The organism is Sphingomonas naphthae (assembly GCF_028607085.1).
Classification (GTDB): Bacteria; Pseudomonadota; Alphaproteobacteria; order Sphingomonadales; family Sphingomonadaceae; genus Sphingomonas_Q; species Sphingomonas_Q naphthae.
The window spans coordinates 2,129,144-2,155,484 of the sequence record NZ_CP117411.1; the positions used below are offsets into that span (position 1 = coordinate 2,129,144).

Here is a 26,341-nt window from a genome sequence, read left to right on the forward strand (position 1 = left end):
TCGCTCGGGACGAACGGAGAAAAGATGCAGCGTCAGCCTCAGATATCCGCGAACACATGGGTTTCGGCCCTGCCGCCGGGGTGGGTCACCGCGCCGGCCCACGCCGGGCCGACATTCTGGGCGTAGCGCCACAGCGCGCCCGCCTGATAATCGTTGCGGCGCGGCACCCAGGCGGCGCGGCGTTCGGCAAGCACGGCCTCGTCCACCAGCAGGTCGATCGTGCCCGCCTCGGCGTCGATCGCGATCTTGTCGCCATTCTCGACCAGCGCGATCGGGCCGCCATCGGCCGCCTCGGGGCCGACATGGCCGATGCAGAAACCGCGCGTGCCGCCGGAGAAGCGCCCGTCGGTGATGAGCGCCACCTTCTCGCCCAGCCCCTGCCCGTAGAGGGCGGCGGTGGTGGAGAGCATCTCGCGCATCCCCGGCCCGCCCTTCGGCCCTTCGTAGCGGATCACCACCACGTCACCGTCGGTGATCTGCTGCGCCTCGACCGCGGCGAAGGCATCCTCCTCGCGCTCATACACCTTGGCGGTGCCGGTGAACTGGAGCCGCTTCATGCCGGCGACCTTCACGATCGCCCCCTCGGGCGCCAGAGAGCCCTTGAGGCCGACGACGCCGCCGGTGGGCGTGATCGGGGCCTTGGCGTCGTAGATCACCTTCTGGTCGGGGTTCCAGGTCACCTGATCGATATTCTCGGCCAGCGTCTTGCCCGTCACGGTCATGCAGTCGCCATGCAGCAGTCCCTCGGCATGGAGCGTCTTCATCAGCATGTAGATGCCGCCCGCCTCGTACATGTCCTTGGCCACATAGCGCCCGCCGGGCTTGAGATCGGCGATATAGGGCGTGGTCTTGAAGATGTCGGCGACGTCGAACAGGTCGAAATCGATGCCGCATTCATGCGCCATGGCCGGCAGGTGCAGCGCGCCGTTGGTCGAGCCGCCGGTCGCCGCGACGATGCGCGCCGCGTTTTCAAAGGCTTCGCGGGTGCAGATGTCGCGCGGGCGCAGGTTGATCTTGAGCAATTCCATGATCTGGCGCCCGGCCGCGACGGCGATTTCCTCGCGGCTCTTGTAGGGCGCCGGCGCCATGTTGCTGTTGGGCAGCGAAAGCCCGATCGCCTCGCCGACGCAGGCCATGGTGTTGGCGGTATATTGGCCGCCGCACGCGCCATGGCCGGGGCAGGCCGCCTTCTCGATCGCGGTCACCTCGGACAGCGGGCAATTGCCGGCGGCATAGCGGCCGACCACCTCGAACACGTCGATCACGGTCAGGTCGCGCTCCTGATAGCGGCCCGGCAGGATCGATCCGCCATAGACGAAGATCGACGGCACGTTGAGCCGCAGCATCGCCATCATCATGCCGGGCAGCGACTTGTCGCAGCCGGCGAAGGTGACGAGCGCGTCGTAGCAATGGCCGCGCACGCTGAGTTCGACCGAATCCGCGATCACCTCGCGGCTGACGAGCGAGGATTTCATCCCCTGATGGCCCATGGCGATGCCATCGGTGACGGTGATCGTGTTGAAGCGGCGCGGCATCCCGCCATTCTCGTTCACGCCCTGGCGGCACCAATCGGCCTGCGCGTCGAGCGTGGTGTTGCAGGGCGCGCTGTCGTTACCGGCGGACGCGATGCCCACGAACGGCCGCGCGATCTCCTCCTCGGTGAGGCCCATGGCGTAATAATAGCTGCGGTGCGGGGCGCTCTCCACGCCGACCGAGACGTAGCGGCTGGGCAGGCGGGATTTATCGAAGATGTGCGTCATGGAGCCTTCCTTGGGATCGCGCCGCCTCTAGGCCGTGGAACGGCCGAAACGCAAGCCCGTCGAGTAAGGAAATGTGAATTTTTTCTCGATCGAAGCAATTTTGTTTCTTTTGATGCGAGCCGCGCCGGGGCGCCCTGCCCATTGCGCCGGCCCCGCCCCGATCCTAGATAGGCAGGTGGCGGGCACTGCCCGGTACGAGCCAAATTTATCCCTGAGGCTATTCATCATCCTTGGGGGCTGTCCCTGCCCGGATCCTGGTCCGACGCACATGGTCCCCACCTGACGTAAACGGGCGTCAGAGGATATACCGGCACACGGCCACGGCGGTCCCGCCACCCGCTTCCTTTGGCTGACGAGCATGAGCGCATGACGAGCAAGGCCGACCTCCGCTCCGAACTGCGCCGCCGCCGGGCCGACTATGTCGCGGCGGAGCGCGCCGGCGGCGGCCTGCTGGTGCCGACGCTGATGATCGCCGAATATGCCGCGCGCCACCTGCCCGCATCGGGCACGATCGCCGCCTATGTGGCGCAGGGCGACGAGGTCGATCCCACCCCTTTGCTGTTTCAGGCGATCGATCGTGGCCTGACGATCGCGCTGCCGTGGGTGGCGACACGGGCCGAGCCGATGCGTTTCCACCACTGGTTTCCCGGCGACGAGCTGGTCCCCGGCCCCTTCGGCCTGCTCCAGCCGCGCACCGACACGGCTGAACTGGTGCCGGACGTGGTGTTCACGCCGCTGGTGGGTTTCGACCGGCGCGGCCACCGGCTGGGCCAAGGCGCGGGCTATTACGATCGCGCGCTGGCGCGGCTGCCGAACGCGCGAGCGATCGGGCTGGCATGGGCGGTGCAGGAGGTGGATGCCCTGCCCTTCGAGCCGTGGGACGTGCCCCTTTACGGCATCGCCACCGAATGCGAGTGGATCGGCGCATGAACCCCACCTGGCGCAAGCCTGCCGGCATGATCCTCATCATCGCCATCATCACGCTCTGGTGCGCCGTCGTCGTCACCGTCGCCGACGCCGCCGCGCTGCCGACATGGGCGGCGCTGCTGCTGTATGTCGGCGCCGGAATCGCCTGGCTGTGGCTGTTTCCGATGCGGCGGATTCTCTACTGGATGGAGCATGGCCGCTGGCGGCCATGAGGCGGTCGGTTCAGACCGCGCGAATCCCTTGCCGGGAGGGTGGCGCAGGGCTTAGGTAAACAGCCAATTCGGTATCCATTCTGGATATGCTTGGCGGAGCTGGTCCCCTGAGTTCGCAGACGCCCCCTGGAAGCCCGCGCGAGCTGTTCGACCGGATCGGCGAGATGCTGTTCACCAACGGCCTCGATCCCAGCCCGGTCAACTTCTCGCTCGGCCACCGCTACTGGACCGGGGAAGACCCGGAATTCAACAGCCTGATCGACGAGACGATCGCGCAATCGGGTGGCCTTTCCTCCGTGGCGGCCGCCGCGATCGTCGCCGAGCGCAGCGTCGAACTGTCGGCGGTCGATCTCGCCCGCCTCGCCGCCGAGGCGCAGGAGCGGCTGGGCCGCATCGCCGACCAGATGGCGGGCACGGGCGAGGAGGTGCGGTCCTATGGCGTGGCGCTGGAGGAGAATGCCGCCGGGCTCTCGGCCGGCGCGGACCCGCGCGCCATCGTCGAGACGCTGATCGGCCTGACCAGCGCGATGATCGCCCGCACGCGCGAGGTGGAGCGCGACCTGCGCCAGACCGGAGACGACATGCGCGGCATGCGCGCCAGCCTCGCCGACGCGCAGGCCAGCGCCAACAAGGATGCGCTGACCGGCCTGCCCAACCGCCGCGCGCTCGACGCGCGCTTCGCGCAATCGATCGAGGGCTGCAACCGCGACGGCACCGCGCTGACCATCGCGATCTGCGACATCGACAATTTCAAGGGCATCAACGACGGCTTCGGCCACCAGATCGGCGACGAGGTCATCAAGTTCGTCGGATCGTCGCTGGCCGACAAGGATGCCGCCGTGTTCACCGCGCGCTATGGCGGCGAGGAATTCGTCGTGCTGTTCGAGGGGATCGAACTGGGTGACGCGGTGGCACGGGTCGATCGCATCCGCGCGGCGATCTCGGCACGCGAGCTGCGGATCACCGCCACGGGGCAGACCTTGGGCAAGATCAGCTTCTCGGCGGGGGTTTCGGCCTGCAATCCGGGTGACGGCGCCTATGCGGTGCTGCGCCGGGCGGACAATGCGCTGTACGCGGCCAAGCGCGCCGGGCGGAACCGGGTGATCGCGGGGTAATTCCCGCATCGTCCGTCATTGCGAGCGTAGCGAAGCAATCCAGTTTCGACGCTGGTGTCCGGTCGAGCGGCTGGATTGCTTCGCTGCGCTCGCAATGACGAAGAATGGAGCCGTGCCGATCGGCACCGCGATATGCTTGCATGATGCTGGATCGGGCAGCCTGACGGCATGACGACCTGCGCCTGCCCCCCTTGGGGGCGCCATCCTGATGTCCAGTAAATATCTGAAAACAAAAGGATGGCGCGAGTGACGGGGCTCGAACCCGCGACCTCCGGCGTGACAGGCCGGCGCTCTAACCAACTGAGCTACACCCGCGTGAACCGCGTCGTGGAGGGGCCAACTAGTGAAGGCCCGGGGGACTGTCAACGACCTTTCATCGCCCTTTTCGTGTTGGCGCGATTTCGTCGGCGGGCGTGGCGGCGAGCGTACCGCCATCGAACAGGAAGGCGGCCACGTCGGGCTTGCCGGAGGCCGCCAGCACGGTGCGGGTGATGATGAGCAGCGGCACCGCCAGCAGCGTGCCCAGCGCGCCCCACACCCACCCCCAGAAGCTCAGCGCGACCAGGATCATCAGCGGATTGATCGTCAGCCGCCGCGCGACCAGCGCCGGGGTCACCAGATTCGCCTCGATCAGATGCACGCCCACGAAGATCGCCGCCGGCATCATCGCCCACCACGGATCGCTGAACGTCATCAGCCCGCCCGTCGCCAGCAGCAGCGCCGCGCTGATCGGGCCGATATAGGGCACGTAATTCATGATCGCGACAATGCCGCCCCACATGATCGGCGTGGGCATGTGGACGAAATAGAGCGCCGCGGCGACCATCGCGCCCAGCGTGAAATTGATGATGGTGATGGTGAGCAGATAGGAGGAGGTGGCGTCCACCACCTCCTGGATCACCCGCGCGGTCGTCATCGCGCTGGAGAAACTGCCCCGCGCGGTGATCGTGTGGCGGCGCATCCGCGTCCAGCCGGACAGGAAGAAATAGACCACCAGCACGCCGAAGAAGATCTGGATGAGCGCATAGGGCGCCGAGGCCGCGATCATCTCCAGCGCGGAATTGGGCTGCTCGACGGTGACGGTGCGCACCTTGTGGCGGCTGCGCAGCAGGGCGTTGGCGGTCTCGTCGACGAAGCGTTCCAGGCTGGAATACAGTTCGATCACCGGCGCCAGATTGGTGCGGATGCGCACGGCGCGCTGGGGCAGCAGCGCGAACCAGTCGGTCGCGGGCATCACGATCGCGGCGATCGCGACGTTGGCGATGCCGAGGAACACGATCAGGCAGATCAGCGCGGCGAGCTTCGAGGGGATGCCGCGCCGCTCGAGCCATTCGAGCAGGGGCACCATCATGATCGCGACGACCAGCGCCGCCGTGACGGGAAGGAAGAATTCCGCCCCCGCACGCAAGGCGAAGGGCATGGCGAGGATCAGGCCGACGGTGCCGCACATCGCCACCGCCGCCAGCAGCCGATCGCGGCGATAGCCGCCCGCGATCTGCTCGCCGATCAACCGTTCGACTTCGCGTTCCTCGGCCACAACGCCCCTTCTCCGGCGACGTCGAATCGTCGCACGCGAGTCGCATAGCATCCTTTCGCCGCCGATTGCGCCGCCGACACGCGGCCTCCCGCCGATTGTGTCGCAAGCGTTACGGTTTTCGGGATTTTCTGTTGCGGCGCGGCATATTTAGGCGCCGTACCGAACACGAAACCCGGCCGCGCAACGCCGAAATCGCGAAAACGGCCCGCTCGGGTCACCGCGCGACTCTCACCGCTCGTCGCGGCTACATTGACCATTAACCGGGATCGGGCATGGGCGGGCCATAGCCGGTCGTCGGGGGACGTTACCTCACCCACAGCGACAAGTCGTAAAGCGTCCGACGCTGCTCTTGGTTCCGAGCGGCGGTGCGGAGCTTCGCGCATCCGATGGTGTGTTTGATGACGTTTGCGGTTCGTATCTCGAAGGGCATGAAGGCCAAGGCGCTCATGGCGCTGGCGATTGCAGGCACGGCCGGTCTGGCGAGTGCGGCCCCCCTTCCCGATTATGATCCGCAGTTCATCAGCTCGACCAGCCTCAATCTCCAGACCCTGGACGCCAATCTGTCGGCGCCCGTGCGCACCACCGCAGCCGAGCCTTCGCCCCGCGAGCTGGAGTGCATGGCCAAAGTCGTGCACCACGAAGCCGCCAACCAGCCCCGCGCCGGCCAGCTCGCCGTCGCCCAGCTGATGATGAACCGCATGGAATCGGGTCGCTTCGCCGACACGATCTGCGGCGTCGCCGCCCAGCGTGGCCAGTTCTTCGATGTCGATGCCTATACCCCACGCCAGGATGCGCGCTGGGATGTCGCGATGGAGGTCTCGCGCGAGGCGATGACCGACAGCGCCAAGCCTGTCGTGCCGGGCGCCCTTTTCTACCATGCCAACACGCAGGGCGCGACGAGCTTCTTCCGCACCCGCCAGCGCGTGGCGACCCTGGGCGACCATATCTTCTATCGTTGAGCGCTGTTGTGCTCCTGCGAAGGCAGGAGCCCAGAGCCCCACACGTCGCGTTAGACAACCCTGGGCTCCTGCGAAAGCGAGATCTTTGCATAAGGTGTGGATTGGTGATTCATTCTCCTTGAGGGATCGAGGAGGCATGGGATGCGTCGGGAAGCGGGGCAGGGATCGTTTGCGGACGTGTTGGTGGTGGGCGGCGGCAACCGGCGGCTCGAGCGGATCGCGGAATTGCTGGATTGGGGTCGGCTGGAGGGGTTGCTCGGTGGGGTTTATGCGTCGGGGACAGGGCGGCCGTCCTATGCGCCGCTGACGCTGCTTCGGATATTGCTGCTGCAGGGCTGGTACGGGTTGAGCGATCCCGCGATGGAGGAGGCGCTGGGCGACCGGCTGTCGTTCCGGCGGTTCGCGGGTCTTGGGCTGGACGAGCGCGCGCCGGATCATTCGACGATCAGCCGGTTCCGGACGCTTCTGGCCGACCGGGGACTGGCGGACGGCATCTTCGCCGAGGTCGGCCGGCAGTTGGACGCACAGGGCGTGACGATCCGTTCGGGCACGCTGATCGACGCGACGGTGATCGAGGCGGCGGCGGCCGAACCGCACCGCCAGAAGGGCGGCGGTCGGTCGCAGGCCGATCCCGACGCGCGCTGGGTCAAAAGCGCGAACGGCCAGGCGCGGTTCGGCTACAAGTTGCACGCCGCGGTCGATCTGGGGACGGGCATCGTGCGCCGGGCTATCGTGACCGGCGCCAACGTCGCCGACGTCGATCAGGGCCATCATCTCGTCTGTGGCGACGAAACGGCCGTCTATGCGGACAAAGGCTACGTCGGTCCCCGCCTGCGCGAGCGGCTGGCCCGCGACGGCATCCGCAACCGCGTCCAGAAGAAGGCCGGCACCGGCCGGCCCCTCACACCCCGCGAGACATGGCGCAACCGGCTCATCGGCTACCGGCGCGGCAGGATCGAAGCGGTGTTCGGAACCCTCAAACGATCCTACGGACTGGCGCGAATGCGGCTCATGGGCCTGGCTCGCAACACCTGCGCCACCCTCCTGACCCTCACCGCATGGAACCTTGCCCGCGCCGCAGCCCGGTGAACCCTCATCTTCACCCCCAAGGGCTCACGCCAACCCAGCGCTAAGCGCAACCGACCGATCGCGCCGCCGGCTCATTCGCAAATCTGTCCAGACACCACTTACGCAAAGGTCTCGCCTTCGCAGGAGCACGGTGTTTTGATGTCAGCGCGCCCCGCCGATGGTCAGCGCCTGCGCCTGCTTCCACCAGCCGTGCATCGTCGCGCGCGGGGCGCCCAATCCCAGATCGTCGGTGATCGCCACCCATTGCTCGGCCGCGTCGGACAGGCGTTCCTGCGTCGGCGAGGGGGTGAGTTCGTTGGCCCAGTCGCGGATGGTGACGGCGTTGGTGGCCGCCAGCAGCAGCGCGGCGACGGCGATCGCGGCGGAAGCCCAGCCGAGGCCGGCGAGCGCGGCATAGCCGTCGACATCCTCCAGATCGACCGGCGAGAGCGTCTCGTTCGCGCTGTGCATCGGCTGCGGCATCGGCGCGTGTGCCGGCGTCAGGCGGCGGGGGCCGGGGCGCCCACCAGCGAGGCGCCGAACAGCAGCACGCCATCCTCCTGCCCCACCTGGACGCTACCGCCCTCCTCCTCCGCCAGCCGGCGGACCAGCCAGGCGGCGGCGGTGCGCGAACTGGGCTCCTCGGACGAGGCGCCCGAGAGGGTGGCGAGGATCTCCGCGTCGGTCGCGAGGCGCGGCCCCTCGGCGCGGACGACGACCTCCTCGCCCTCGGCACCGATATCGAGCTGGCCACCGCGCACCAGCGCGTCGCCGGCGATCAAAGCGAGGTTGAGCAGCACCTTGGCGGCGCGCTTGGAGAGGGTCGGCTGGGTGACGTGCCAGCCGATCATGGTCTTGCTGCCGGGGCCGCCCAGCACGCCCTCGATCGCGCCCTTGATGTCGCGCGCGTCCACTTCGCCGGCGAAGCCGCCGGCGGCGCCGAAGGCCAGGCGGAAGAATTTCAGCTTCTCGGCCGAGACCCGCGCGCTTTCGGTCAGCAATTCCATGACCCTCTTCTGCATCTCCGGGTCGGTCTCGTCGGCGAGCAGCTCCAGGCCATTGTTGAGCGCGCCGACCGGGCTCAACAGATCGTGGCACAGGCGCGAGCAGAGGAGGCTGGCGAATTCGACGGCGGGGTCGGACACGGGGCGGACGTCCTGAAAGCAACTGGGGCGCTCCATGTGGCCGCTGCCGCCGTCAGGCGCAACACTCCTTGATCGCCAGCCGGCGAAAAGCGCCGCCCTCAAGCGCAAGCCACAGCAACGCCTCCTCCGCGCCGAGGATCAGCCAGTAGCGCCCCGGCTCGGCCATGGCCGCATCGGTGGCCGAGGGGTGCGCGCTGCCGCCGGGGTGGGAATGATAATGACCGATCATGCGCGGCCCCCCTGCCCGCGCCGCCCGGTGCGCGGCGAACAAGGCCGCGGGATCGATCTCGAACGTGCGCGCCGGATCGGCGGCGACGTTGGCGGTGGGATCGGCCCGGTCGATCCGGTTGCAGGCGCCGAACAGCAGCCCGCAGATTTCGGCATGTGGGCTGGCCGCCGCCTCGGCCCGCAATCGCGCCAGCAGCGCCCTTGAGATTTCGACCGCCATTCCTATCTGATAGCCATGTCCGGGGGGATATCACACCATAGCGTAACTTTGCCCGACGAGGCCGCCGGATGGCGGCTGGATCGCGCGCTGGCGGCCGCTTTGCCGATCCTGTCGCGCGAGCGGCTGAAGGTGCTGATCTCGGCGGGTCAGGTGACCAACGCCATGGACGTGCCGGTGCGCGATCCGGCGACCAAGGTGATGGCCGGCGCACGTTTCACCATCGCCGTGCCGCTGCCCACCGCCGCGCACAACCAGGCGCAGGATATCCCGCTGGTGATCGCTTACGAGGACGAGCATCTGATCGTGGTGGACAAGCCCGCCGGGCTGGTCGTCCATCCGGCGGCGGGCAATCTCGACGGAACGCTGGTAAACGCGCTGCTGCACCATTGCCGTGGATCGCTCTCGGGCATCGGCGGGGTCGAGCGGCCGGGGATCGTCCACCGGATCGACAAGGATACGTCGGGGCTGATGGTGGCGGCCAAGACCGATCGGGCGCACACCGGCCTGGCCGCGCAATTCGCCAAGCACACGATCGACCGGCGCTATCTGGCGATCGTGCAGGGCAAGCCCATGCCGATCGAGGGCACGGTCAGAAGCTGGCTCGGCCGATCGGATGCCAACCGCAAGAAGATCGCGGTCCAGCCCGACGGGCGCGGCAAGCATGCGGTGACGCACTACCGCACGTTGGAGCGGCTGAACGGCGCGGCGCTGGTGGAATGTCGGCTGGAGACCGGCCGGACGCATCAGGTGCGCGTGCATATGGCCTCGATCGGCCATCCTTTGCTGGGCGACCCCGTCTATGGCGGATCGCAGAAGGCCCATCGTGCGTTGTTGGGGCAATTGGGGTTCGGGCGACAGGCGCTGCACGCGGCCCATCTGGGGTTCACGCATCCCATCACAAGCTGCGCTTTGTCGATGGATAGCAGCATTCCGCCGGATATGCAGACGCTGTTCAGTAACCTTGGTGTATAAGAGACGTTGAAAGGGACGAGCGATCGTCCCGGTTCAGAGGGCGGGTGATCCGCCCAAGGGAGTGTAGAAGATCATGGCAAGCGGCAAGAACGTCCCAGCGACCGTTCCCGCACTTGGCGGGGAGCAGAGTCTCAACCGCTATCTGTCTGAGATCAGGAAGTTTCCCCTCCTCAAGCCCGAGGAGGAATATATGCTGGCGAAGCGCTTCGAGGAGCATCAGGATCCGGATGCGGCGGCACGCCTCGTCACCTCGCACCTGCGACTCGTGGCCAAGATCGCCATGGGCTATCGCGGCTATGGCCTGCCCACGTCCGAGCTGATCTCGGAAGGCAATATCGGGCTGATGCAGGGCGTGAAGAAGTTCGACGCGGATCGCGGCTTCCGGCTGGCGACCTATGCGATGTGGTGGATCCGCGCCTCGATCCAGGAATATATCCTGCGGTCGTGGAGCCTGGTGAAGATGGGTACCACCGCCGCGCAGAAGAAGCTGTTCTTCAACCTGCGCCGCATGAAGAGCCAGCTCGACGCGTTCGAGGACGGCGACCTGCGCCCCGAGGACCTCACCAAGATCGCCACCGATCTCGGCGTGTCCGAGGAAGAGGTGACGAACATGAACCGCCGCATGTCGATGGGCGGCGATTCGTCGCTCAACGTCGCCATGCGCGAGGATGGCGAGGGTCAGTGGCAGGATTGGCTGGTCGACACCGATCCGTTGCAGGACGAGCGACTGGCCGACGCCGAGGAAAAGGACGTGCGCCACGGGATGCTGCTGGAGGCGATGAACGCCCTCAACGATCGCGAGAAGCATATCCTGGCCGAACGCCGCCTGGCCGACGACCCCAAGACGCTCGAGGAACTGAGCCAGGTCTATGGCGTCAGCCGCGAGCGGGTGCGCCAGATCGAGGTGCGCGCGTTCGACAAGCTGCAGAAGGCGATCATGCGTATCGCCGGCGAGAAAAGGCTGCTGCCCGCCGGGGCGTGATCGCCCGGCCGGATGGCTGAGGACATGGGGCCGGCGGTCGCGGGATCGCCGGCCCTTTTCGTGCGCGAAAGGCGCAGATTGCCGGGATTGCGGGGCTCGGCTATCCCCATGCCATGCGCGACGATCCCGCCCCGAGCAACGTGGTCGAACTCCACCCGATGGCCCGCGCGCCGCGGCCGGCGGCGCCGCGTGGCACGATCGCGTCGGAGATGCTGCTGATCGGCTCGCTCTGCGCGCTCTACGCCTTCCTGCAATTCACCATCTCGCCCGACTGGCCGGCGTGGATCCTCGCCCCCGCCGTGGTGCTGGCCTATCGGATCGCGATGCGGAATGCCGAGCGGCGCGGCACCCGGCGCGACTGGCTGCGCAACGCCGCCGCCTTCATCGTCCCCTTCGCCGCGCTCTACACGCCGCTGCAATGGGCGATGTCGCCCGACTGGCAGGCGTGGGTGATCGCGCCGCTGCTGGTGGCGCTGGGCTGGGGTGCGCTGGGGCTGATGGTCTATCTGTTCGAGGAAGGCTGAGCGGCCGGATCAGCGCGCCGGCAAAGTGCCCTTCACCTGCGCCTCGACACACAATTCCCACGGACGCTCGGTCGCGAAACTCTTCACCAAATGATCGACCAGCGCGCGCACCCGCGCGGTGCTGGCGCGGCCGTGGGGGAGGACGGCGTAGAGGCCCTGCTCCTCGAACGGGGCATCCGCCAGGATATGTTCGAGGCTGCCGTCGCGCAGGCCCGGCGCCGCGATGAAGGTGGGCAGGATGGCGATGCCGAGGCCGGCGCGGCACATCTCGCGGATGGCATCGCCATTGTTGACGCGGGCGCGGGCGTTGAGGCGGGCGCGTTCCCACCGGCCATCCACCTTGAAGCGCCATTCGGAGCCGTTGGCGGCATTGGCGTAGAAGAGCGCGTCATGCCCGGTCAGGTCGGCGGGCGTCTCCGGCCGGCCGCGCGCCGCCAGATATGCGGGGCTGGCGATCACCACCACCTCGACCGGGGCGAGCTTGCGCACGACGAGGCTGGAATCGGGCAGGCTGCCGATGCGGACGGCCAGATCATATTGCCCGGCGACCAGATCGACCCTTTTGTCGTCCAGATGCAGGTCGAGTTCGATCCTCGGATGCTCGATCAGGAAATTGGCCAGCACCGGCGGCAGATAATCGATGCCGAAGCTGAGCGGCGCGGTCACGCGGATCGGCCCGGCGACCTCTGACGTGGCCTCGGCGACCGCCTCGTGCGCGGCCTCCAGATCGGCGAAGATGGCGGCGAGGCGGCGGTGGTAGTCGCCGCCCACGTCGGTCGGCTCGGCCCCGCGTGCCGATCGCACGAGCAGCTTGGCGCCAAGCGTGGCCTCCAGCCGCGCCACGCGACGGCTGATGATCGACTTGTCCACGCCCAGCCGCTCGCCGGCGCGGGCGAAGCTGCCCGTTTCGACCACGCGGGCGAAGGCGGTGACGTCATCGAGATCGACGGGTGTCTGTTTCATGTTCCGCAACGCCAAGGTTCACGCTCTATGTATTCCAGCAACGGCCGGTGCTGTCTACATGGTCTGCACACTTTCCAGTGGAGCAGTGAAATGGACAGCATCCTCGTCATCCGCAGCAGCAGCACCGGCGCCGCATCGGTCTCCAACACGCTGATCGACGGCCTCGTCGCCCGCATCGCGGCCGAGGAGCCGGGCGTCGCGATCGTCGAGCATGACCTCGACAGCGCGCCCGTCCCCCATATCCGTGCCGACGCGCTCTCCGGCCTCGGCCGGGGCGGCCCCGTCACCGATGCCGCGCACGAGGCACGCATCCTCTCCGACAAATTGATCGGCGAAGTGAAGGCCGCCCGCGCGATCGTGATCGGCGCGCCGATGTACAATTTCGGCATCAACTCGACCCTGAAGAGCTGGTTCGACCATGTGCTGCGCGCCGGCGAGACGTTCCAATATACCGCCGCCGGCCCCGAGGGTCTGGTCGCGAGCAAGCCGGTGATCGTGATCGAGACCCGCGCGGGGGTCTACAGCAGCGGCCCGATGACGGCCTATGATTCGCAGGAGCCGCATCTGAAGGCCATGCTTGGCTTCATGGGGCTGACCGACGTGGAATTCGTCCGCGTCGAGGGGCTGGCGATGGGCGAGGCCGAGGTGAAGATCGCGGCTGCGGCGGATGCGCTGGCGGGTGTCGGTCTGGGGCTGGCCGAGGCGGCCTGACGACCTGACCCGTCACCCCGGCCTTGTGCCGGGGTCCACGCCTCCCCACCCGATGCGGCCGATTGGCAGCGCTGGCGATTGGTTCGCGGTGGACCCCGGCACGAGGCCGGGGTGACGGATGGTATTATGCGGGCTGGCGCTGGATATCGGCCAGCTCCGCCAGCCTGCTCCGCATTACCTTGCCCAGCACGTTGCGGGGGAGAGCCTCGACGAAGCGGAAGCGCCGGGGGGCCTTGAAGCCCGCCAGATGCGCGCGGCAGTGGGCCGCCAGTTCGTGCGTGCTCACCGGCGCGGTCGCCACCACATAGGCGACCGGCACCTCGCCCCATTCGGCGTCGGCCTCACCCGCCACCGCCACCTCGGCGACCGCCGGGTGCATGGCCAGCACCGCTTCCACCTCGCTCGCGTGAACGGTCTCGCCGCCGGAGCGGATCATGTCGCCGATGCGGCCGACGATGGTGGCGTAGCCGGCCGCGTCGATCCGGCCGAGATCGCCCGAGCGCAGCCACCGCCGCCCGTCGAGCGCCACGCGGGGATCGGGGCGGCGCCAATAGCCGGGGGTGACGCCGGGGCCGGCGAACCAGATTTCGCCCACCTGATCGGGGCCGAGCGCCCCGGTTTCCCCCATGATCCGCACCTCGACCAGGGGCTGGGCGCGGCCGACCGAGGTGGGGCGGGCACGGGCCGAGGCGGGGTCCATCACGAAGGCGGTCGGGCCGGTCTCGCTCATCCCCATGCCGCCGCACAGGATCGCGCCGCGCGCGGCGAACCGCTCGATCAGGTCGGGACGGAGCGGCGCGCCGCCGCTGCCCCAGAAACGGACGGACGAGAGATCGGCGGCGTCGAAGGCGGGCAGACGCGCGATCCGCTCATAGATGGTCGGCACCGCGAACACCGCCGTGACCGCGCCGATATGGGCCAGCACCGCCTCCGCATCGGCATCGCGCAGCAGCCGCACCCGGCCGCCGGTCATCAGCATCGGCAGCGCATAGAGGTTGAGGCCCGCCGTGTGGAACAGCGGGAGCATCGTCAGGCAGCTTTCGCCGGGGCCGAGGGCTAGGAAGGCGGCGACATTGTCGCGGTTCGCCAGCGCCATGCGCGGCGTGTAGATCACGCCCTTGGGCTCGCCCGACGTGCCGGATGTGTAGATCAGATACCAGATCGCGTCGGGCTCGCGCGCGCAGGGCGGCACCGGCGCGGCATCGAAACTGGCGGGCAGCGACACCATGCCGTCGGCCAGAAATTCCGGCTCGGCCAGCACCAGGGCGGGTTCGATATCGGCCAGCAGCACCGCGCGCTCGGCCGGGGTCAGCCGCCAATTGAGCGGCACAACGATCGCCCCCGCCCGCCAGCAGGCGAAGAGCAGGACGAAAACCTCCGCCCGGTTGCGGCAGAGCAGAGCGACCCGGTCACCCTGCCCCACGCCCTGCCCGGCCAGCCAGCCGGCCGCCTGCCCCGCCATCGCATCCAGCGCCGCGTAGGTCAGGCCGCGCCCCGCCGCCGGCTCCTCGATGGCGACCGCATCGGGCGTGGCCGCCGCCTGCGTGGCCAAGAGGTCGGCGATCATCGCGGGCTCAGCCCCCGCGCCACCAGATCGCCCGCCGCGCGCGCCACCTCCTCGGCCGAGGCCTCGGGCTGCCACAGGCCGTAGCGCAGGCCGAGAAACACGCTCATCCCGATCAGCGCCCAGGCGCGCACCTCGTCCGATCCTTCGCTGATCCGGCCATCGGCGCGGGCGTGGGCGAGGCCGTGGGTATAAGCCTGCGCGAAGGCATCGTAATGGCGGCGATAGGCATCCTCCGCCACGAACTGCGATTCCTCGACGATGCGGTAGATTTCGGGGCGCTGGCGGACGAATTCGATATAGGCCTGGATACCCAGCCGCTCGGCCTCCAGCCGATCGGTCACGCCGCTCAGCCGATCGTGGATATGGTGGCGGACCTGATGGCTCATATCGTCCACCAGCGCGCGGAACAGTGGCTCCTTGCCCTCGAAATAGGTGTAGAAGCTGCCGAGCGCGACGCCGGCGCGGATGGCGATGCCGCTCACCGACGCCTCGGCATAGCCGCGCGTGCCGAACTCCACCGCTGCCGCGTCGAGCAGCTTGCGGCGGGTGGCCTGCCCCTTCTTCGTGCGCGGTTCGCGGTCCATCGCGCCCTTCTGTGCCCCGAAAGCCACAGTGGCAAGGGGAGCGATGCCGACTTCAAAAGTGAATGTTGACTCACTTTTCGGGAACGCGCATTTCGCGGGCCTCGATCGGCGCCACCAGAGCGCGCGACAGGGGAAGAGGGTTGCAAGGCTTGCCGCAGTTCGTCGCCAGTGATGGTCACAGCCTCGCCTATCGCGACGAGGGCGCGGGGCGGCCGCTGCTGTTCCTCCACGGCCTCACCGCCTCCAGCGCGCTCTTCGCCCCGCAGGCCGCCGCCTTCGCGACAAGCCACCGCGTGATCCGCCTCGACCTGCGCGGCCATGGCGCGAGCGGCGCCGACCCGGACGCCGACATCGCCCGCGTGACCGACGACGTGCGCGAGCTTATCGAGGCGCTGGACCTCAACGATATCATCGGCGTGGGCTGGTCGCTGGGAGCGATGCTGCTGTGGGGCCTGCTCGACAGCCCGGCCGCCGCGCGCTTCGCCGGCGCCGTCGCGATCGACATGAGCCCCAAGGTCGGCAACGAACCCGGCTGGTCGCTGGGCTTGGTCGATATGTCGATGCGCGAGGGCGAGCCCGGCGAGAGCTGGTCCGATCGCAGCAAGCGCATCGCCGGGCTGATCGTCGCCAACGGCATGGCCGACGCCCGCACCACATTGATCGACAAGATGGCGCTGGTCATGTCGGACAGCGACCCGGCCACCGTCGCCGCGCTCGGCACATCGATGATGGAGCAGGATTTCCGCGACGTGCTGCCGCGCATCACCGTGCCGATGCTGGTCGTGCATGGCGGGCTGAGCCGCTATTATCCCGCCGCCACCGCCGCCTGGGTCGCCGATCGCCTGCCCCACGGCCGGCAGGTGACCTTCGCCCGATCCGGCCACACCCCGCATCTGGAGGAGGCCGAGGCGTTCAACCGCCTGCTGGCCGACTTCGCCGCTACCACCCCCACCACCAACGACGCCAGCCGGAGCGAACCGGCGACGCCCCACCCAGGGAGATGATGATGACCCGTATGCCCACGATGCTGCACACCGGCGCGGCGCTCGCCGCGCTGATCGCCGCCGCCCCCGCCTTCGCGCAGGACGTGCCCGCCGCCGCCGAGACCACCACCGCCGCCGATGCCGGCAGCGGCGAGATCGTCGTCGTCGCGCGTCGCCGCGAGGAGCGGTTGCTCGACGTGCCGATCGCCGTCACCGCGCTGTCGGGCAACGACCTCGCCAAGCAGCAGGCGATCGACCTGTCGGGCGTGCAGGGCACGATCCCCAACGTGAACATGGTGCAGGGGCGTGGCTCGGCCTCCAACGCCAACATCTTCATTCGCGGCGTCGGCCAGCCCGACGCGCTCCAGACCTTCGACCCAGCGGTCGGCGTGTATGTCGACGGCGTCTACATGAGCCGCATCCAGGGCGCGCTGTTCAACCTGTTCGATGTCGAGCGGGTCGAGGTGCTGCGCGGGCCGCAGGGCACGCTCTACGGCAAGAACACGATCGGCGGCGCGGTCAACGTCGTCAGCAAGAAGCCCAATCTCTCGACGCTGACGGCCGCGGGATCGGCCACCTACGGCCGCTTCGACCAGATTTTGCTCAACGGCTATGTCTCCGCCCCGCTCGTCACCGACAAGGTCGCGCTGTCGATCGCGGGCGTGTGGGACAAGCGCGACGGCCTCGTCACCGATCCGCTGACCGGCCGCAAGTACAACGACCGCGATACGGTCGCCGGCCGCGCCATCCTGCGCGCCAGGCCGACCGAGACGCTCGAGCTGATCGCGGCGGGCGACTATACCCGCCAGCGCACCGCCGCGACCCTGGGCTATGCCACCGCGACGCTCACCAACATCAACCTGCTGACGGGCGCGAGCATCAACGTGAAGCCGGGCTATCCGCTCGGCCGCTACGATTATCGCACCTCGACCAGCCTGAAGCCCGGCCAGGGCCAGCGGCTGGATCATTGGGGCGGATCGCTCACCGCCAACCTCGAGCTGAACGACATCTTCTCGCTCTCCTCGATCACCGCCTATCGCCGCCTGAAGCCCGATTATTACATCGATTTCGACGCGACCGAATTGCAGGTGGCCGATGCCTTCGTCGGCGTGCGCCAGCGCCAGTTCAGCCAGGAGCTTCAGTTCAAGGTCGATACCGGCAAGCTCAACGCGGTCGCCGGCCTCTATTACCTGCGCGAGCACATCACCTCGCATCAGGAAAGCTATGACGACAATTACCTGCGCCTCGGCGCGGTGCCCGTCACCTTCACCCGCTATATCGACGACGATCAGCTGACCCACAGCTATGCGGCGTTCGGCCAGGCGACCTACGACTTCACCGACCAATTGGCGCTGACCGCCGGCCTGCGCTACACCAAGGAAAAGAAGCGCTATTTCCGCACGACCTATACCGTGCTGGCCGGCGCCGCGACCGCGCCCTTCGTGTTCCCCAACAGCCTGCCCGCGCCCTTCAACGCGGACGATACCGCCACCTTCGATGCATGGACGCCGTCGGCCACCCTGTCGTTCAAGCCGACGCCGGATACGTTGCTGTACGGATCGGCCTCGAAGGGGTTCAAGTCGGGCGGCTTCAACGGCCGCGTGAACGGTCTGGGCGACGTGACGCAGGTCATCAACGGCGTCACCACCGTCGTCCCGAACTTCGCGCCGGAGACGGTGTGGACCTATGAGGTCGGCGCCAAGGGCAGCTTCCTCGATCGCCGGGTGAGCATCTCGGCCGACGTGTTCCGTTCGGACTACAAGGACTTCCAGGCGCGGGTCGGCGGCGGCACCACGGGTGTCGCGGGCGGCAGCTTCCCGGTGGTCAACGCCGGCAAGCTGCGCATCTGGGGCGTCGAGGCGGAACTGGCGGTGCGCCCGACCCGCCAGTGGAACATCCGCGCCAACCTCGGCTACCTCAACGCGAAATATCTGGAGTTCAACGACAGCCGCCGCGCGCCGGCCTTCTCGTGCAACCCGACCGGCAACGCCATCACCTGCCGGCCGGCCTTCACCCCGCCGATCACCTACAGCCTGGGCAGCGACTATGCGATCCCGCTCGGCGAGATGGGCAGCGTCACGGTCGGCGGCGACATGCGCTTCGTCGACAAGCATTTCCTGTCGGTCGACAATCGCGCGGGGCTGAAGGAGCCGGGCTATTATCTGTTCAACGCCTTCGTCCAGTTCGACGCGGCGGGAGGCAGATATTACGTTCGGGGCGGCGTGAAGAACATCACCAAGACGCTGTACCGCACCGACGGGCAGGAATTCTCCTCGGTCGGCAACATCCAGACGGTGTATTATGGCGATCCGCGGACGTGGAGCGTGACGGCCGGGTTCCGGTTCTGATTTTCCGCTCCCCTCCCCTTCAGGGGAGGGGCCGGGGGTGGGGGTTGTCCATCCGGCCCCACGTTCGTTGGATTGCGCTGACAGCCCCCACCCCAACCCCTCCCCTGAAGGGGAGGGGCTTTTTGTTCACCGCCCCCCGCCCGCGTCCCCGCGCATGAAATGCCGCCGGCACACCGCCACATAGCGGTCGTTACCCCCGATCTCGGTCTGCGCGCCCTCGCGCACCGCGTGGCCCTTGGCGTCCACCCGCAGGTTCATCGTCGCCTTGCGGCCGCAGGCGCAGACCGCCTTCAGCTCGACCAGCGAATCCGCCAGCGCCAGCAGATGGCGGCTGCCCTCGAACAATTCCGCCTGGAAATCGGTGCGCAGGCCATAGGCCAGCACCGGCACGTCCAGCTCGTCGCACACCCGCGCCAGCTGGAACACCTGATCGCGGCAGAGGAATTGCGCCTCGTCGATCAACACGCAGCTCAAGCGGCTTTCCGCATGGCGCGCGGCGATCGCGGCGAGCATGTCCGTGTCGCGATCGAAGGAGACGGCGGGCATGGCCAGGCCGATGCGCGAGGCGATCGTGCCCGCTTCGTAGCGGTCGTCGATCGCGGCGGTGAACAGCATCGTCTCCATGCCGCGCTCGCGATAGTTGAAGTCCGCCTGGAGCAGCGTCGTCGATTTGCCCGCGTTCATCGAGGCATAATAGAAATAGAGCTTGGCCATGGCCTCGCCTGAGACCATGGCCGGCGCGTGCGGTCAATTGGCCGGTGGCCTGTTGCCGGGCTATCCGGCCGACCGGTACAAGCCTTGAAATCGCGGCCGACGATAACCAAAACCCGGCCCGATCGTTTCCGCATCATGACCCGCGTCGCCACCCTCGCCGCAACTGACGATTTCGATGGCTGGCGCACCGCCGCCCGCGCGCTGGCGCTGGCCCGCGTGCCCGCCGGCGACGTGATCTGGCAGGTGGGGGAACAGCCGACCGACCTGTTCGGCGACGAGGCCGAGCCCGATGCCGCGCCGGGCGCCGGCTTTTCCGTGCCCCGCCCGTTCGTCGATCTCGCGCGCACCGCGATCGCCCATGCCGATCCCGAGCGGTTCGCCTTGCTCTATACTGCGCTGCTCCGCATCCGCGCCAACCCCGCGCTGCTGGACGATCGCGCCGATCCGCTGGTCGGGCGGCTGGAATCCATGGCAAAGCAGGTGCGGCGCGACATCCACAAGATGCGCGCCTTCTTGCGCTTCCGCGAGATCGGCGAGGGCGAGGCCACCCGCTTCGTGGCGTGGTGGGAGCCGGAGCATCATATCGTGCGGCTCAACGCCGATTTCTTCGTGCGCCGCTTCGCCACGATGCGCTGGTCGATCCTCACCCCCGAACTGTCGGTGCATTGGGACGGCGAGACGCTCGATTTCAGCCCCGGCGCCACCCGCGCCGACGCGCCCGACGGCGATCCGCTCGAGGAGACCTGGGCGACCTATTACAGCAACATCTTCAACCCGGCGCGCGTGAAGATCGGGGCGATGCTGAAGGAGATGCCGCGCAAATATTGGAAGAACATGCCCGAAACCGCGCTGGTGCCGGGCCTGATCGCGGGCGCGCAGGCGCGAGAGGCGGAGATGGCGGAGAAATCGCGGGCCAAGCAGGCGGTGGGCGGCAACAGCCTGATCGCGTGGGAGGCACTGCGCGAGGAGGCGGCGCATTGCACCCGCTGCCCGCTCCACGCGCACGCGACGCAGACGGTGTTCGGCGAAGGGCCGATCGATGCCGCTTTGATGTTCGTGGGCGAGCAGCCGGGGGATCAGGAGGATCTGGCGGGCAAGCCCTTCGTCGGCCCGGCGGGGCAATTGTTCGATCGAGCGCTGGCCGAGGCGGGGGTCGATCGCGCGCGGACCTATGTGTCCAACGCGGTGAAGCATTTCAAATATGAGCAGCGCGGCAAGCGGCGCATCCACAGCAAACCCAACGGCGCCGAGATCGAGGCCTGCCGCTGGTGGATCGATCGCGAGCGCGACCTGATCCGCCCGCCGGTGACGGTGGCGCTGGGGGCCACGGCGGCGCGATCGCTGATGGGCAAGGTGGTGACGATATCGGGGACGCGGGGACGGGCCCATATGCTGGCGGACGGCGGCGAAGCGTGGGTAACGGTGCATCCCAGCTATCTGCTGCGTCTGCCCGACGAGGCAGCGGCGGCGGCGGAATATGCGCGCTTCGTGGAAGAGCTGCGGCAGGTGGGCGAGCGCGCCGGGGTGATGTTGTCAGGCTCCTCCCCGGGCAAGACCATCTAACGCAGCGCTTGCCGCACCCCCGGCAGGATGCGGCGGACGATGATGCTCACGCCCCTCGCATTGGGATGCAGCCCATCGGACTGGATCAGCGCGCGGTTGCCCGCCACGCCATCGAGGAAGAAGGGGTAGAGCGGGGCGCGGTAGGCTTTGGCGAGGCGTGGGAAGATCGCGTCGAAGCGGCGGCGATAGTCCTGCCCCAGATTGGGGGCGGCGCGCATGCCGGCGATCAGGACGGGGATTTGGCGGCGTTGCAGTTCGGCGAGGATCAGGTCGAGATTGTCCTCGGTCTGCCTGGGCGGCAGGCCGCGCAGCATGTCGTTGGCGCCGAGTTCGACGATGACGAGATCGGGTTTGGCGCCGAGCCCGCGCAGCCCCCACGCCAGCCGCGCCCGCCCCTGCCGCGCGGTATCGCCGGAGACGCCGCCGTTGCGCACCTCGGCCTTGGCGATTCCGTCCCGTCGCAGCGCCGCCTGAAGCTGCGCGGTGAAGCCCTGGCGCGGCGGCAGGCCGTAGCCCGCCGTCAGACTGTCACCGAACGCCCATATCAGCGGGCGCTGGGCCATGGCCGGACCCGCGACCATCGCGAAAAAGAACGCGATCAGGGCGGCACTCCGGTGGACAAGCCGACGAAGCGAACCATATCCGGCGGATCGTGACAGCATCAGTCTCTCCCAGCATCGCCCAACCCGTCGCTCCGCTGCCCGATAGCAGCGTGATCGCGGCGCGCAACGTCACGCTCGCGCTCGGCCGGGCGCCGGCGCGGGTGGAGATATTGCGCGGCATCGATCTCTCCGTGGCGGCGGGCGAGAGCGTGGCGCTGCTGGGGCCGTCGGGATCGGGCAAATCCTCGCTGATGGCGGTGCTGTCCGGGCTGGAGCGGCCGACCGGCGGCAGCGTGCATGTCACCGGGCTCGATTTCGCGACGCTGGACGAGGATGCGCTGGCGGTGGCGCGGCGCGGGCGCATCGGCATAGTGTTGCAGGCCTTTCACCTGCTGCCGACCATGACCGCGCTGGAGAATGTCGCCGTGCCGCTGGAGCTGGCGGGCGAGCGCGATGCCTTCGCCCGCGCCGAGGCCGAATTGCGCTCGGTCGGCCTCGGCCACCGGCTCGATCATTATCCCGCGCAGCTTTCGGGCGGCGAACAACAGCGCGTGGCCGTCGCCCGCGCGCTGGCGCCGCGCCCGACGCTGCTGTTCGCCGACGAGCCGACCGGCAATCTCGATACCACTACCGGCGCCACGATCATGGACCTGCTGTTCGCCCGCCATCGCGACACCGGCACCACCCTGTTCGTCATCACCCACGATCCCGGCCTCGCCGAGCGGTGCGGGCGGGTGATCGCGCTGGCCGACGGGCGGATCGTATCGGATCGGCGCAACGCTTGAGCATCGCGTGGACGCTGGGCCTGCGCGATCTGCGCCGGGGCGGGCGCGGGCTGCTTCTGCTCGCCATCTGCCTGTTCCTCGGCACCGCCTCGCTCGCGGGCATCGGCAGTCTTTCGGCCAGCATCATCGCCGCGCTCGACGCGCAGGGGCGGCAAATGCTGGGCGGCGATCTGGAGATGCGCGTGTCGCAGCGCCGCGCCACGATCGACGAGCAGGCGGCGTTCGCCTCGGCCGGCGGCCAGCTGTCCGAAACGATCGTGATGCGCGCGATGGCGCGGGCCGAGCGCGGCGGCGGATCGGCGCTGATCGACCTGAAGGCGGTCGACGATCGCTGGCCGCTCGTCGGCAGTCTGGAGATGGCGCCCGGCGCGCTCGCCCCCCGCCCCCATGGTCGCGACGTCGCCATCGCGCAGGCGCTGGCCGACCGGCTGGGGGTGAAGCCCGGCGATCCGATCCGCATCGGCGCGAGCCTCTTTAGGGTAAGCGGCATCCTCACCGCCGAGCCCGACCAGCTGGGCGAGGGCTTCGCCTTCGGTCCGCGCGCGCTGATCGATATCGGCGCGGTCGATGCGACCGGGCTGATCCAGCCGGGAAGTCTGTTCACCGCGCGCTATCGCATGGCGCTGCTGCCCGGCACCGACGCGGCCTTGCTCGGCGACCGGCTGGTGCACCGCTTCCCCTCGGCCGGCTGGACGATGCGGACGATCGAGGGCGCGGCCAACCAGCTGCGGCGCGGAATCGACCAGCTGGGCCAATTCCTGCTGCTCGTCGGCCTCTCCGCGCTGGCGATCGCGGGGATCGGCGTCGGCAGCGGCGTTTCGGCCTATCTGGCGGGCAAGACGCGGATCATCGCGACGCTCAAGGTGCTTGGCGCGCGATCGCGGACGATCGCGGCCGTATTCCTCGCGCAATTGGGGCTGGTCGCGGGCGGGGGCATCCTCGCCGGGCTGGCGCTGGGCGCGGTGGTGCCGGCGATCGTCACCAAGGTGGCCGGCGCCGCTTTGCCGGTGCAGCCGCGCCTCGACCTCTATCCCGTTCCGCTGCTGACCGCCGCCGCGCTGAGCGCGATCGTGGCCCTGCTGTTCGCGCTACCCGGCCTCGCCCGCGCCCGCCGCGTGCCTGCCGCGACCCTGCTGCGCGATGCGCTGGCCGGCGGCGAGCGGCTGTCGTGGCGGGTGATCGGGCTGATGACGGGGCTGATCGCGCTGCTGGCGGTGCTGGCTATCCTGACCTCGACCGACAAATTCCTTGCCGGCAGCTTCCTCGGTGCGACGGCGGGGCTGGTCGTGCTGCTGTGGCTGCTGGGGCTCGGCGTCCGCACGGGCGCCGCCCGCCTGCCCCGCCCCCGCAATCCCCTGCTGCGGCTGGCGCTGGGCAACCTCCACCGCCCCGGCGCGCAGACGGATCGCCTGGTGGTGGCGCTGGGCCTCGGCTTCTCGCTGTTCGTGGCGTTGGCCGCGATCGACACCAGCCTGTCGAGCGAGATGACGACCAGCGCGCCCGCCAAGGCGCCCCGCTTCTTCGCGGTCGATCTCCAGCCCGACGATGCCGCCACCTTCACCCGCGCGGTCCGCTCGGTCGCGCCCGATGCCCGGCTGGAGCTGACGCCATCACTGCGCGGCGCGATCGCGGCGTTCAAGGGCCAGCGCGTCGCCGACATGAAGACGCTGCCGCAAGGCGCGTGGGTGCTGCGCGGGGACCGGACCATCACCTGGTCCGCCACCCTGCCGCCGCGATCGGAGATCACCGCCGGGCGCTGGTGGCCGGCCGACTATCGCGGGCCGCCGCTCGTCTCGATCGAGGATCGCGCGGCCGACATGCTCGACCTGAAGGTGGGCGACGAGATCATTGTCGCCGTCCTCGGCGTCGAGGTGAAGGCGCGGATCGCGGCGCTCCGCAAAATCGACTGGCGCGGCATGGGCCTCAATTTCGCGATCGTCTTTTCCCCCGGCCTGATCGAAGAGGCGCCGCACGGCCTGCTGGCCGGCGTCTATGCCCCGCCCGCCAGCGACGGGCGGCTGGCGGCGGCGGTGGCGAACGCCCTCCCCTCGGTCACCCTGATCCGGGTGGGCGACGTGATCGGGCAGGTGAGCGACCTGCTCGCCCGCATCGCCTTCGCCATCCGCGCGGCGGCGGCGGTGACGGTGGCGGCGGGCATCGCCGTGCTGGTCGGCGCGGTCGCCGCCTCGGCCAACGCGCGGCGGCAGGATAGCGTGATCCTGAAGCTGGTCGGCGCACGGCGGGGGCAGGTGCTGGGGATACAGGCGCTGGAATTCGGCCTGCTCTCGCTCGTGCTGGCGGCGGTGGCGCTGGCGACGGGGCTGGGCGCGGGCTGGTATGTGATCGTGCAGATCTTCGAACTGGCCTGGGCGCCGGGGTGGGGCGTGATCGGCGCGACCCTGCTGGCGGCGATGGCGGCGACGATGGGGATCGGGGTGATCGGCACCCTGCCGGTGCTGCGCGCCCGGCCGGCGGAGGCGTTGCGGGGGGCTTGAGCCGGTCCTTCCGGATCCGTTCGTGCCGAGCGTAGTCGAAGCACGTGAAGCTGGGCCCAGCGCTTGGGGCACGTGCTTCGACTAGGCTCAGCACGAACGGGTTAATGGTGGCGCCCATCGGCGTCTGCTACGCTCACCCGCCATGCGCCTCTTCTATCTCTCGGCCGGCATCCTCGCGATCGTCGTCGGCGTCATCGGCATCTTCGTGCCGCTGCTGCCGACCGTGCCGTTCATGCTGCTCGCCGCGTTCTGCTTCGCCCGCAGCAATCCCGAATGGGAGCGGCGGCTGATCGAGCATCCGCGCTACGGCCCCCACATCCTGGCCTGGCGGGAGAAGGGCGCGATCAGCCGCAAGGGCAAGACGGCATCGCTGCTGATGCTGACGGGCAGCGCCATCATCGGCCTCGTCTTCCTGCCCTATCCCTGGTGCTACACCCCGCTCGGCGTGGCGCTGATCTGCGGCACCTGGATCGCGACCCGGCCGAGCGGCTGAGGGAACCCGGCGCGGGCAGCGGCGTATCCCCGTCATGCTCGCCGCGCTCCTCCTCGCGCCGCTCCTTGCCGGTGCCACGCCCGATCCGCTGCTGATCGACCGCCAGCCCGAGGCGCGGCCCGGATTGCTCGTGCTCGGTTCCCCGCACCTGGCCAACAGCAACCGCGACGTCGTCAACACCCGCATCGGCGACATCACGACACCCGATCGCCAGCGCGAGATCGCGGCGCTGGTCGATCGGCTTGCCGCCTTCCGCCCGACCCGCATCGCGATCGAATGGCCGAGCGCGCGGCAGGACCGGCTCGACGCGCGCTACGCCGCCTATCGCGACGGCACCGCCCCGCTCAAGCCCGACGAGCGCGAGCAGATCGGCTTCCGGCTGGCCAAGCAGCTCGGTCTCGCCCGCATCGACGCGGTCGACTGGAACGGGCGACCGGCGGGCAGCGAGGCCGACTGGGACTATTCCGCCTGGGCCGAGGCCAACGGCATGGGGCCCCGCTTCGCGGCGATGAAGGCCGGCGCGCAGGCCGAGGTGGATATGGACGAGGCGTTCATGGCCTGCACCGCGATCGGCGACTGGTATCGCCGCTACAACCAGCCCGAGGCACGCGCCCGCAACAATCGCCGTTATTATGATTTCGCGATGCTGGGCGCGGGCGAAACCAATCCCGGCGCGACGTGGGTCGGCAGCTGGTATGGCCGCAACCTGCGCATCCTCGCCAATCTCGTCCGCCTCGCGCCGGCGGCGACCGATCGCGTGCTGGTGCTCTACGGCTCCGGCCATGCCTTCCTGCTCGATCAGTTCGCGCGGCAATCGGGCGCGTTCGCGGTAGCCGATACCTTGGCGTATCTTCCGCCACCGGCCGCGCGACGCTGCTGAGCGG

Annotated in this window: 26 protein-coding genes and 1 tRNA gene; 16 read left to right on the plus strand and 11 right to left on the minus strand. The window is 68.9% G+C overall.

Going from position 1 to position 26,341, the window contains the following annotated elements; genetic code table 11:
• Positions 1–38 precede the first annotated feature (38 nt).
• A complete protein-coding gene (ilvD, locus tag PQ455_RS09985; RefSeq protein WP_273685926.1) occupies positions 39–1,760 on the minus strand; it encodes a dihydroxy-acid dehydratase in 1,722 nt (573 codons plus the stop codon).
• A 366-nt stretch (positions 1,761–2,126) separates the two neighbouring features.
• On the opposite strand from ilvD, the gene PQ455_RS09990 reads away from it, so the two are divergent.
• The 3 genes from PQ455_RS09990 to PQ455_RS10000 all read left to right on the plus strand — a co-directional run bounded on the left by PQ455_RS09990 (position 2,127) and on the right by PQ455_RS10000 (position 4,014).
• Positions 2,127–2,690 carry a 5-formyltetrahydrofolate cyclo-ligase gene (locus PQ455_RS09990; protein WP_273685927.1) on the plus strand — a complete coding sequence of 188 codons (564 nt, stop codon included), beginning with the start codon at positions 2,127–2,129 and terminating at the stop codon, positions 2,688–2,690.
• Positions 2,687–2,899 carry a DUF2842 domain-containing protein gene (locus PQ455_RS09995; RefSeq protein WP_273685928.1) on the plus strand — a complete coding sequence of 71 codons (213 nt, stop codon included), beginning with the start codon at positions 2,687–2,689 and terminating at the stop codon, positions 2,897–2,899. Before PQ455_RS09990 ends, PQ455_RS09995 begins: the two co-directional genes overlap by 4 nt.
• Positions 2,900–3,063: 164 nt before the next feature.
• Positions 3,064–4,014: a GGDEF domain-containing protein gene (locus PQ455_RS10000; RefSeq protein ID WP_273685929.1), complete on the plus strand. Its 951-nt coding sequence runs from the start codon at positions 3,064–3,066 to the stop codon at positions 4,012–4,014.
• Between the two features lie 238 nt (positions 4,015–4,252).
• On the opposite strand, the gene PQ455_RS10005 is transcribed toward PQ455_RS10000, so the two are convergent.
• Positions 4,253–4,329: transfer RNA gene (locus PQ455_RS10005), tRNA-Asp, on the minus strand.
• Between the two features lie 58 nt (positions 4,330–4,387).
• Positions 4,388–5,551, minus strand: coding sequence for an AI-2E family transporter (locus tag PQ455_RS10010; RefSeq protein ID WP_273685930.1), 1,164 nt, complete (start codon positions 5,549–5,551; stop codon positions 4,388–4,390).
• A gap of 398 nt (positions 5,552–5,949) precedes the next feature.
• On the opposite strand from PQ455_RS10010, the gene PQ455_RS10015 reads away from it, so the two are divergent.
• Complete coding sequence (locus tag PQ455_RS10015) at positions 5,950–6,510, plus strand: cell wall hydrolase (protein ID WP_273685931.1); 561 nt, start codon at positions 5,950–5,952, stop codon at positions 6,508–6,510.
• Between the two features lie 141 nt (positions 6,511–6,651).
• A complete protein-coding gene (locus PQ455_RS10020; RefSeq protein WP_273685932.1) occupies positions 6,652–7,599 on the plus strand; it encodes an IS5 family transposase in 948 nt (315 codons plus the stop codon).
• A gap of 141 nt (positions 7,600–7,740) precedes the next feature.
• Here the strand turns inward: PQ455_RS10020 and PQ455_RS10025 are convergent, their stop codons facing one another.
• Genes PQ455_RS10025 through PQ455_RS10035 form a run of 3 tightly spaced genes read right to left on the minus strand, consistent with a single transcriptional unit; the run spans position 7,741 to position 9,171 of the window.
• Positions 7,741–8,049, minus strand: a complete 309-nt coding sequence (locus PQ455_RS10025; protein ID WP_273685933.1) for a hypothetical protein — start codon at positions 8,047–8,049, stop codon at positions 7,741–7,743.
• A 29-nt stretch (positions 8,050–8,078) separates the two neighbouring features.
• A complete protein-coding gene (locus tag PQ455_RS10030; protein ID WP_273685934.1) occupies positions 8,079–8,723 on the minus strand; it encodes a histidine phosphotransferase family protein in 645 nt (214 codons plus the stop codon).
• 52 nt (positions 8,724–8,775) lie between these two features.
• Positions 8,776–9,171, minus strand: coding sequence for a M67 family metallopeptidase (locus tag PQ455_RS10035; protein WP_273685935.1), 396 nt, complete (start codon positions 9,169–9,171; stop codon positions 8,776–8,778).
• 15 nt (positions 9,172–9,186) lie between these two features.
• On the opposite strand from PQ455_RS10035, the gene PQ455_RS10040 reads away from it, so the two are divergent.
• The 3 genes from PQ455_RS10040 (at position 9,187) to PQ455_RS10050 (ending at position 11,649) form a co-directional block, all read left to right on the plus strand.
• Positions 9,187–10,143, plus strand: coding sequence for an RluA family pseudouridine synthase (locus PQ455_RS10040; protein ID WP_273685936.1), 957 nt, complete (start codon positions 9,187–9,189; stop codon positions 10,141–10,143).
• Between the two features lie 73 nt (positions 10,144–10,216).
• Positions 10,217–11,125 carry an RNA polymerase sigma factor RpoH gene (gene rpoH / locus PQ455_RS10045; RefSeq protein WP_273685937.1) on the plus strand — a complete coding sequence of 303 codons (909 nt, stop codon included), beginning with the start codon at positions 10,217–10,219 and terminating at the stop codon, positions 11,123–11,125.
• A 113-nt stretch (positions 11,126–11,238) separates the two neighbouring features.
• Positions 11,239–11,649 carry a hypothetical protein gene (locus tag PQ455_RS10050; protein WP_273685938.1) on the plus strand — a complete coding sequence of 137 codons (411 nt, stop codon included), beginning with the start codon at positions 11,239–11,241 and terminating at the stop codon, positions 11,647–11,649.
• Positions 11,650–11,658: 9 nt separating this feature from the next.
• Here PQ455_RS10050 and PQ455_RS10055 read toward each other — a convergent pair whose 3' ends face one another.
• Positions 11,659–12,612, minus strand: a complete 954-nt coding sequence (locus tag PQ455_RS10055; RefSeq protein ID WP_273685939.1) for a LysR family transcriptional regulator — start codon at positions 12,610–12,612, stop codon at positions 11,659–11,661.
• A gap of 90 nt (positions 12,613–12,702) precedes the next feature.
• Between PQ455_RS10055 and PQ455_RS10060 the strand changes: the two genes are divergently transcribed.
• Positions 12,703–13,323: an FMN-dependent NADH-azoreductase gene (locus PQ455_RS10060; protein WP_273685940.1), complete on the plus strand. Its 621-nt coding sequence runs from the start codon at positions 12,703–12,705 to the stop codon at positions 13,321–13,323.
• 124 nt (positions 13,324–13,447) lie between these two features.
• Here PQ455_RS10060 and PQ455_RS10065 read toward each other — a convergent pair whose 3' ends face one another.
• Both PQ455_RS10065 and PQ455_RS10070 read right to left on the minus strand, forming a co-directional pair.
• Entirely contained in the window at positions 13,448–14,890 is a 1,443-nt protein-coding gene (locus PQ455_RS10065) for a class I adenylate-forming enzyme family protein (RefSeq protein ID WP_273685941.1), read from the minus strand.
• Positions 14,887–15,474: a TetR/AcrR family transcriptional regulator gene (locus PQ455_RS10070; protein ID WP_273685942.1), complete on the minus strand. Its 588-nt coding sequence runs from the start codon at positions 15,472–15,474 to the stop codon at positions 14,887–14,889. The genes PQ455_RS10065 and PQ455_RS10070 overlap by 4 nt, the downstream gene beginning before the upstream one ends.
• Positions 15,475–15,623: 149 nt before the next feature.
• Here PQ455_RS10070 and PQ455_RS10075 point away from each other — a divergent pair, with 149 nt between their 5' ends.
• Both PQ455_RS10075 and PQ455_RS10080 read left to right on the plus strand, forming a co-directional pair.
• Positions 15,624–16,478: an alpha/beta fold hydrolase gene (locus PQ455_RS10075; protein WP_273685943.1), complete on the plus strand. Its 855-nt coding sequence runs from the start codon at positions 15,624–15,626 to the stop codon at positions 16,476–16,478.
• 2 nt (positions 16,479–16,480) lie between these two features.
• Positions 16,481–18,805 (plus strand): TonB-dependent receptor, encoded by a 2,325-nt coding sequence (locus PQ455_RS10080; protein ID WP_273685944.1) that lies wholly within the window; start codon positions 16,481–16,483, stop codon positions 18,803–18,805.
• A gap of 126 nt (positions 18,806–18,931) precedes the next feature.
• Here the strand turns inward: PQ455_RS10080 and PQ455_RS10085 are convergent, their stop codons facing one another.
• Complete coding sequence (locus tag PQ455_RS10085) at positions 18,932–19,519, minus strand: thymidine kinase (protein ID WP_273685945.1); 588 nt, start codon at positions 19,517–19,519, stop codon at positions 18,932–18,934.
• A 135-nt stretch (positions 19,520–19,654) separates the two neighbouring features.
• Between PQ455_RS10085 and PQ455_RS10090 the strand changes: the two genes are divergently transcribed.
• On the plus strand, positions 19,655–21,082 hold the full coding sequence (locus tag PQ455_RS10090) for a UdgX family uracil-DNA binding protein (protein WP_273685946.1): 1,428 nt from the start codon (positions 19,655–19,657) through the stop codon (positions 21,080–21,082).
• Here the strand turns inward: PQ455_RS10090 and PQ455_RS10095 are convergent.
• The gene (locus PQ455_RS10095; RefSeq protein WP_273685947.1) at positions 21,079–21,645 is read right to left on the minus strand and encodes an arylesterase; all 567 of its coding nucleotides are present in this window, start codon (positions 21,643–21,645) and stop codon (positions 21,079–21,081) included. The genes PQ455_RS10090 and PQ455_RS10095 overlap by 4 nt on opposite strands.
• A gap of 134 nt (positions 21,646–21,779) precedes the next feature.
• Between PQ455_RS10095 and PQ455_RS10100 the strand changes: the two genes are divergently transcribed.
• From PQ455_RS10100 to PQ455_RS10115, 4 genes are all read left to right on the plus strand, one after another.
• On the plus strand, positions 21,780–22,469 hold the full coding sequence (locus PQ455_RS10100; RefSeq protein WP_420542868.1) for an ABC transporter ATP-binding protein: 690 nt from the start codon (positions 21,780–21,782) through the stop codon (positions 22,467–22,469).
• On the plus strand, positions 22,466–24,964 hold the full coding sequence (locus PQ455_RS10105) for an ABC transporter permease (protein WP_273685948.1): 2,499 nt from the start codon (positions 22,466–22,468) through the stop codon (positions 24,962–24,964). The genes PQ455_RS10100 and PQ455_RS10105 overlap by 4 nt, the downstream gene beginning before the upstream one ends.
• A 142-nt stretch (positions 24,965–25,106) precedes the next feature.
• Positions 25,107–25,457 carry a YbaN family protein gene (locus tag PQ455_RS10110; RefSeq protein ID WP_273685949.1) on the plus strand — a complete coding sequence of 117 codons (351 nt, stop codon included), beginning with the start codon at positions 25,107–25,109 and terminating at the stop codon, positions 25,455–25,457.
• 34 nt (positions 25,458–25,491) lie between these two features.
• Positions 25,492–26,337: a DUF5694 domain-containing protein gene (locus tag PQ455_RS10115; protein ID WP_273685950.1), complete on the plus strand. Its 846-nt coding sequence runs from the start codon at positions 25,492–25,494 to the stop codon at positions 26,335–26,337.
• Positions 26,338–26,341 lie beyond the last annotated feature (4 nt).

Bases quoted from the DNA above. Each gene is read 5' to 3' on its own strand.
- PQ455_RS10040 (WP_273685936.1), top strand. From the start codon at position 9,187: ATGTCCGGGGGGATATCACACCATAGCGTAACTTTGCCCGACGAGGCC.
- PQ455_RS10070 (WP_273685942.1), bottom strand. From the start codon at position 15,474: ATGGACCGCGAACCGCGCACGAAGAAGGGGCAGGCCACCCGCCGCAAG.
- PQ455_RS10090 (WP_273685946.1), top strand. From the start codon at position 19,655: ATGACCCGCGTCGCCACCCTCGCCGCAACTGACGATTTCGATGGCTGG.
- PQ455_RS09990 (WP_273685927.1), top strand. From the start codon at position 2,127: ATGACGAGCAAGGCCGACCTCCGCTCCGAACTGCGCCGCCGCCGGGCC.
- PQ455_RS10080 (WP_273685944.1), top strand. From the start codon at position 16,481: ATGACCCGTATGCCCACGATGCTGCACACCGGCGCGGCGCTCGCCGCG.
- rpoH (WP_273685937.1), top strand. From the start codon at position 10,217: ATGGCAAGCGGCAAGAACGTCCCAGCGACCGTTCCCGCACTTGGCGGG.
- PQ455_RS10035 (WP_273685935.1), bottom strand. From the start codon at position 9,171: ATGGCGGTCGAAATCTCAAGGGCGCTGCTGGCGCGATTGCGGGCCGAG.
- PQ455_RS09995 (WP_273685928.1), top strand. From the start codon at position 2,687: ATGAACCCCACCTGGCGCAAGCCTGCCGGCATGATCCTCATCATCGCC.
- PQ455_RS10085 (WP_273685945.1), bottom strand. From the start codon at position 19,519: ATGGCCAAGCTCTATTTCTATTATGCCTCGATGAACGCGGGCAAATCG.
- PQ455_RS10065 (WP_273685941.1), bottom strand. From the start codon at position 14,890: ATGATCGCCGACCTCTTGGCCACGCAGGCGGCGGCCACGCCCGATGCG.
- ilvD (WP_273685926.1), bottom strand. From the start codon at position 1,760: ATGACGCACATCTTCGATAAATCCCGCCTGCCCAGCCGCTACGTCTCG.
- PQ455_RS10050 (WP_273685938.1), top strand. From the start codon at position 11,239: ATGCGCGACGATCCCGCCCCGAGCAACGTGGTCGAACTCCACCCGATG.
- PQ455_RS10095 (WP_273685947.1), bottom strand. From the start codon at position 21,645: ATGGCCCAGCGCCCGCTGATATGGGCGTTCGGTGACAGTCTGACGGCG.
- PQ455_RS10020 (WP_273685932.1), top strand. From the start codon at position 6,652: ATGCGTCGGGAAGCGGGGCAGGGATCGTTTGCGGACGTGTTGGTGGTG.
- PQ455_RS10060 (WP_273685940.1), top strand. From the start codon at position 12,703: ATGGACAGCATCCTCGTCATCCGCAGCAGCAGCACCGGCGCCGCATCG.
- PQ455_RS10055 (WP_273685939.1), bottom strand. From the start codon at position 12,612: ATGAAACAGACACCCGTCGATCTCGATGACGTCACCGCCTTCGCCCGC.
- PQ455_RS10115 (WP_273685950.1), top strand. From the start codon at position 25,492: ATGCTCGCCGCGCTCCTCCTCGCGCCGCTCCTTGCCGGTGCCACGCCC.
- PQ455_RS10110 (WP_273685949.1), top strand. From the start codon at position 25,107: ATGCGCCTCTTCTATCTCTCGGCCGGCATCCTCGCGATCGTCGTCGGC.
- PQ455_RS10015 (WP_273685931.1), top strand. From the start codon at position 5,950: ATGACGTTTGCGGTTCGTATCTCGAAGGGCATGAAGGCCAAGGCGCTC.
- PQ455_RS10000 (WP_273685929.1), top strand. From the start codon at position 3,064: ATGCTGTTCACCAACGGCCTCGATCCCAGCCCGGTCAACTTCTCGCTC.
- PQ455_RS10025 (WP_273685933.1), bottom strand. From the start codon at position 8,049: ATGCACAGCGCGAACGAGACGCTCTCGCCGGTCGATCTGGAGGATGTC.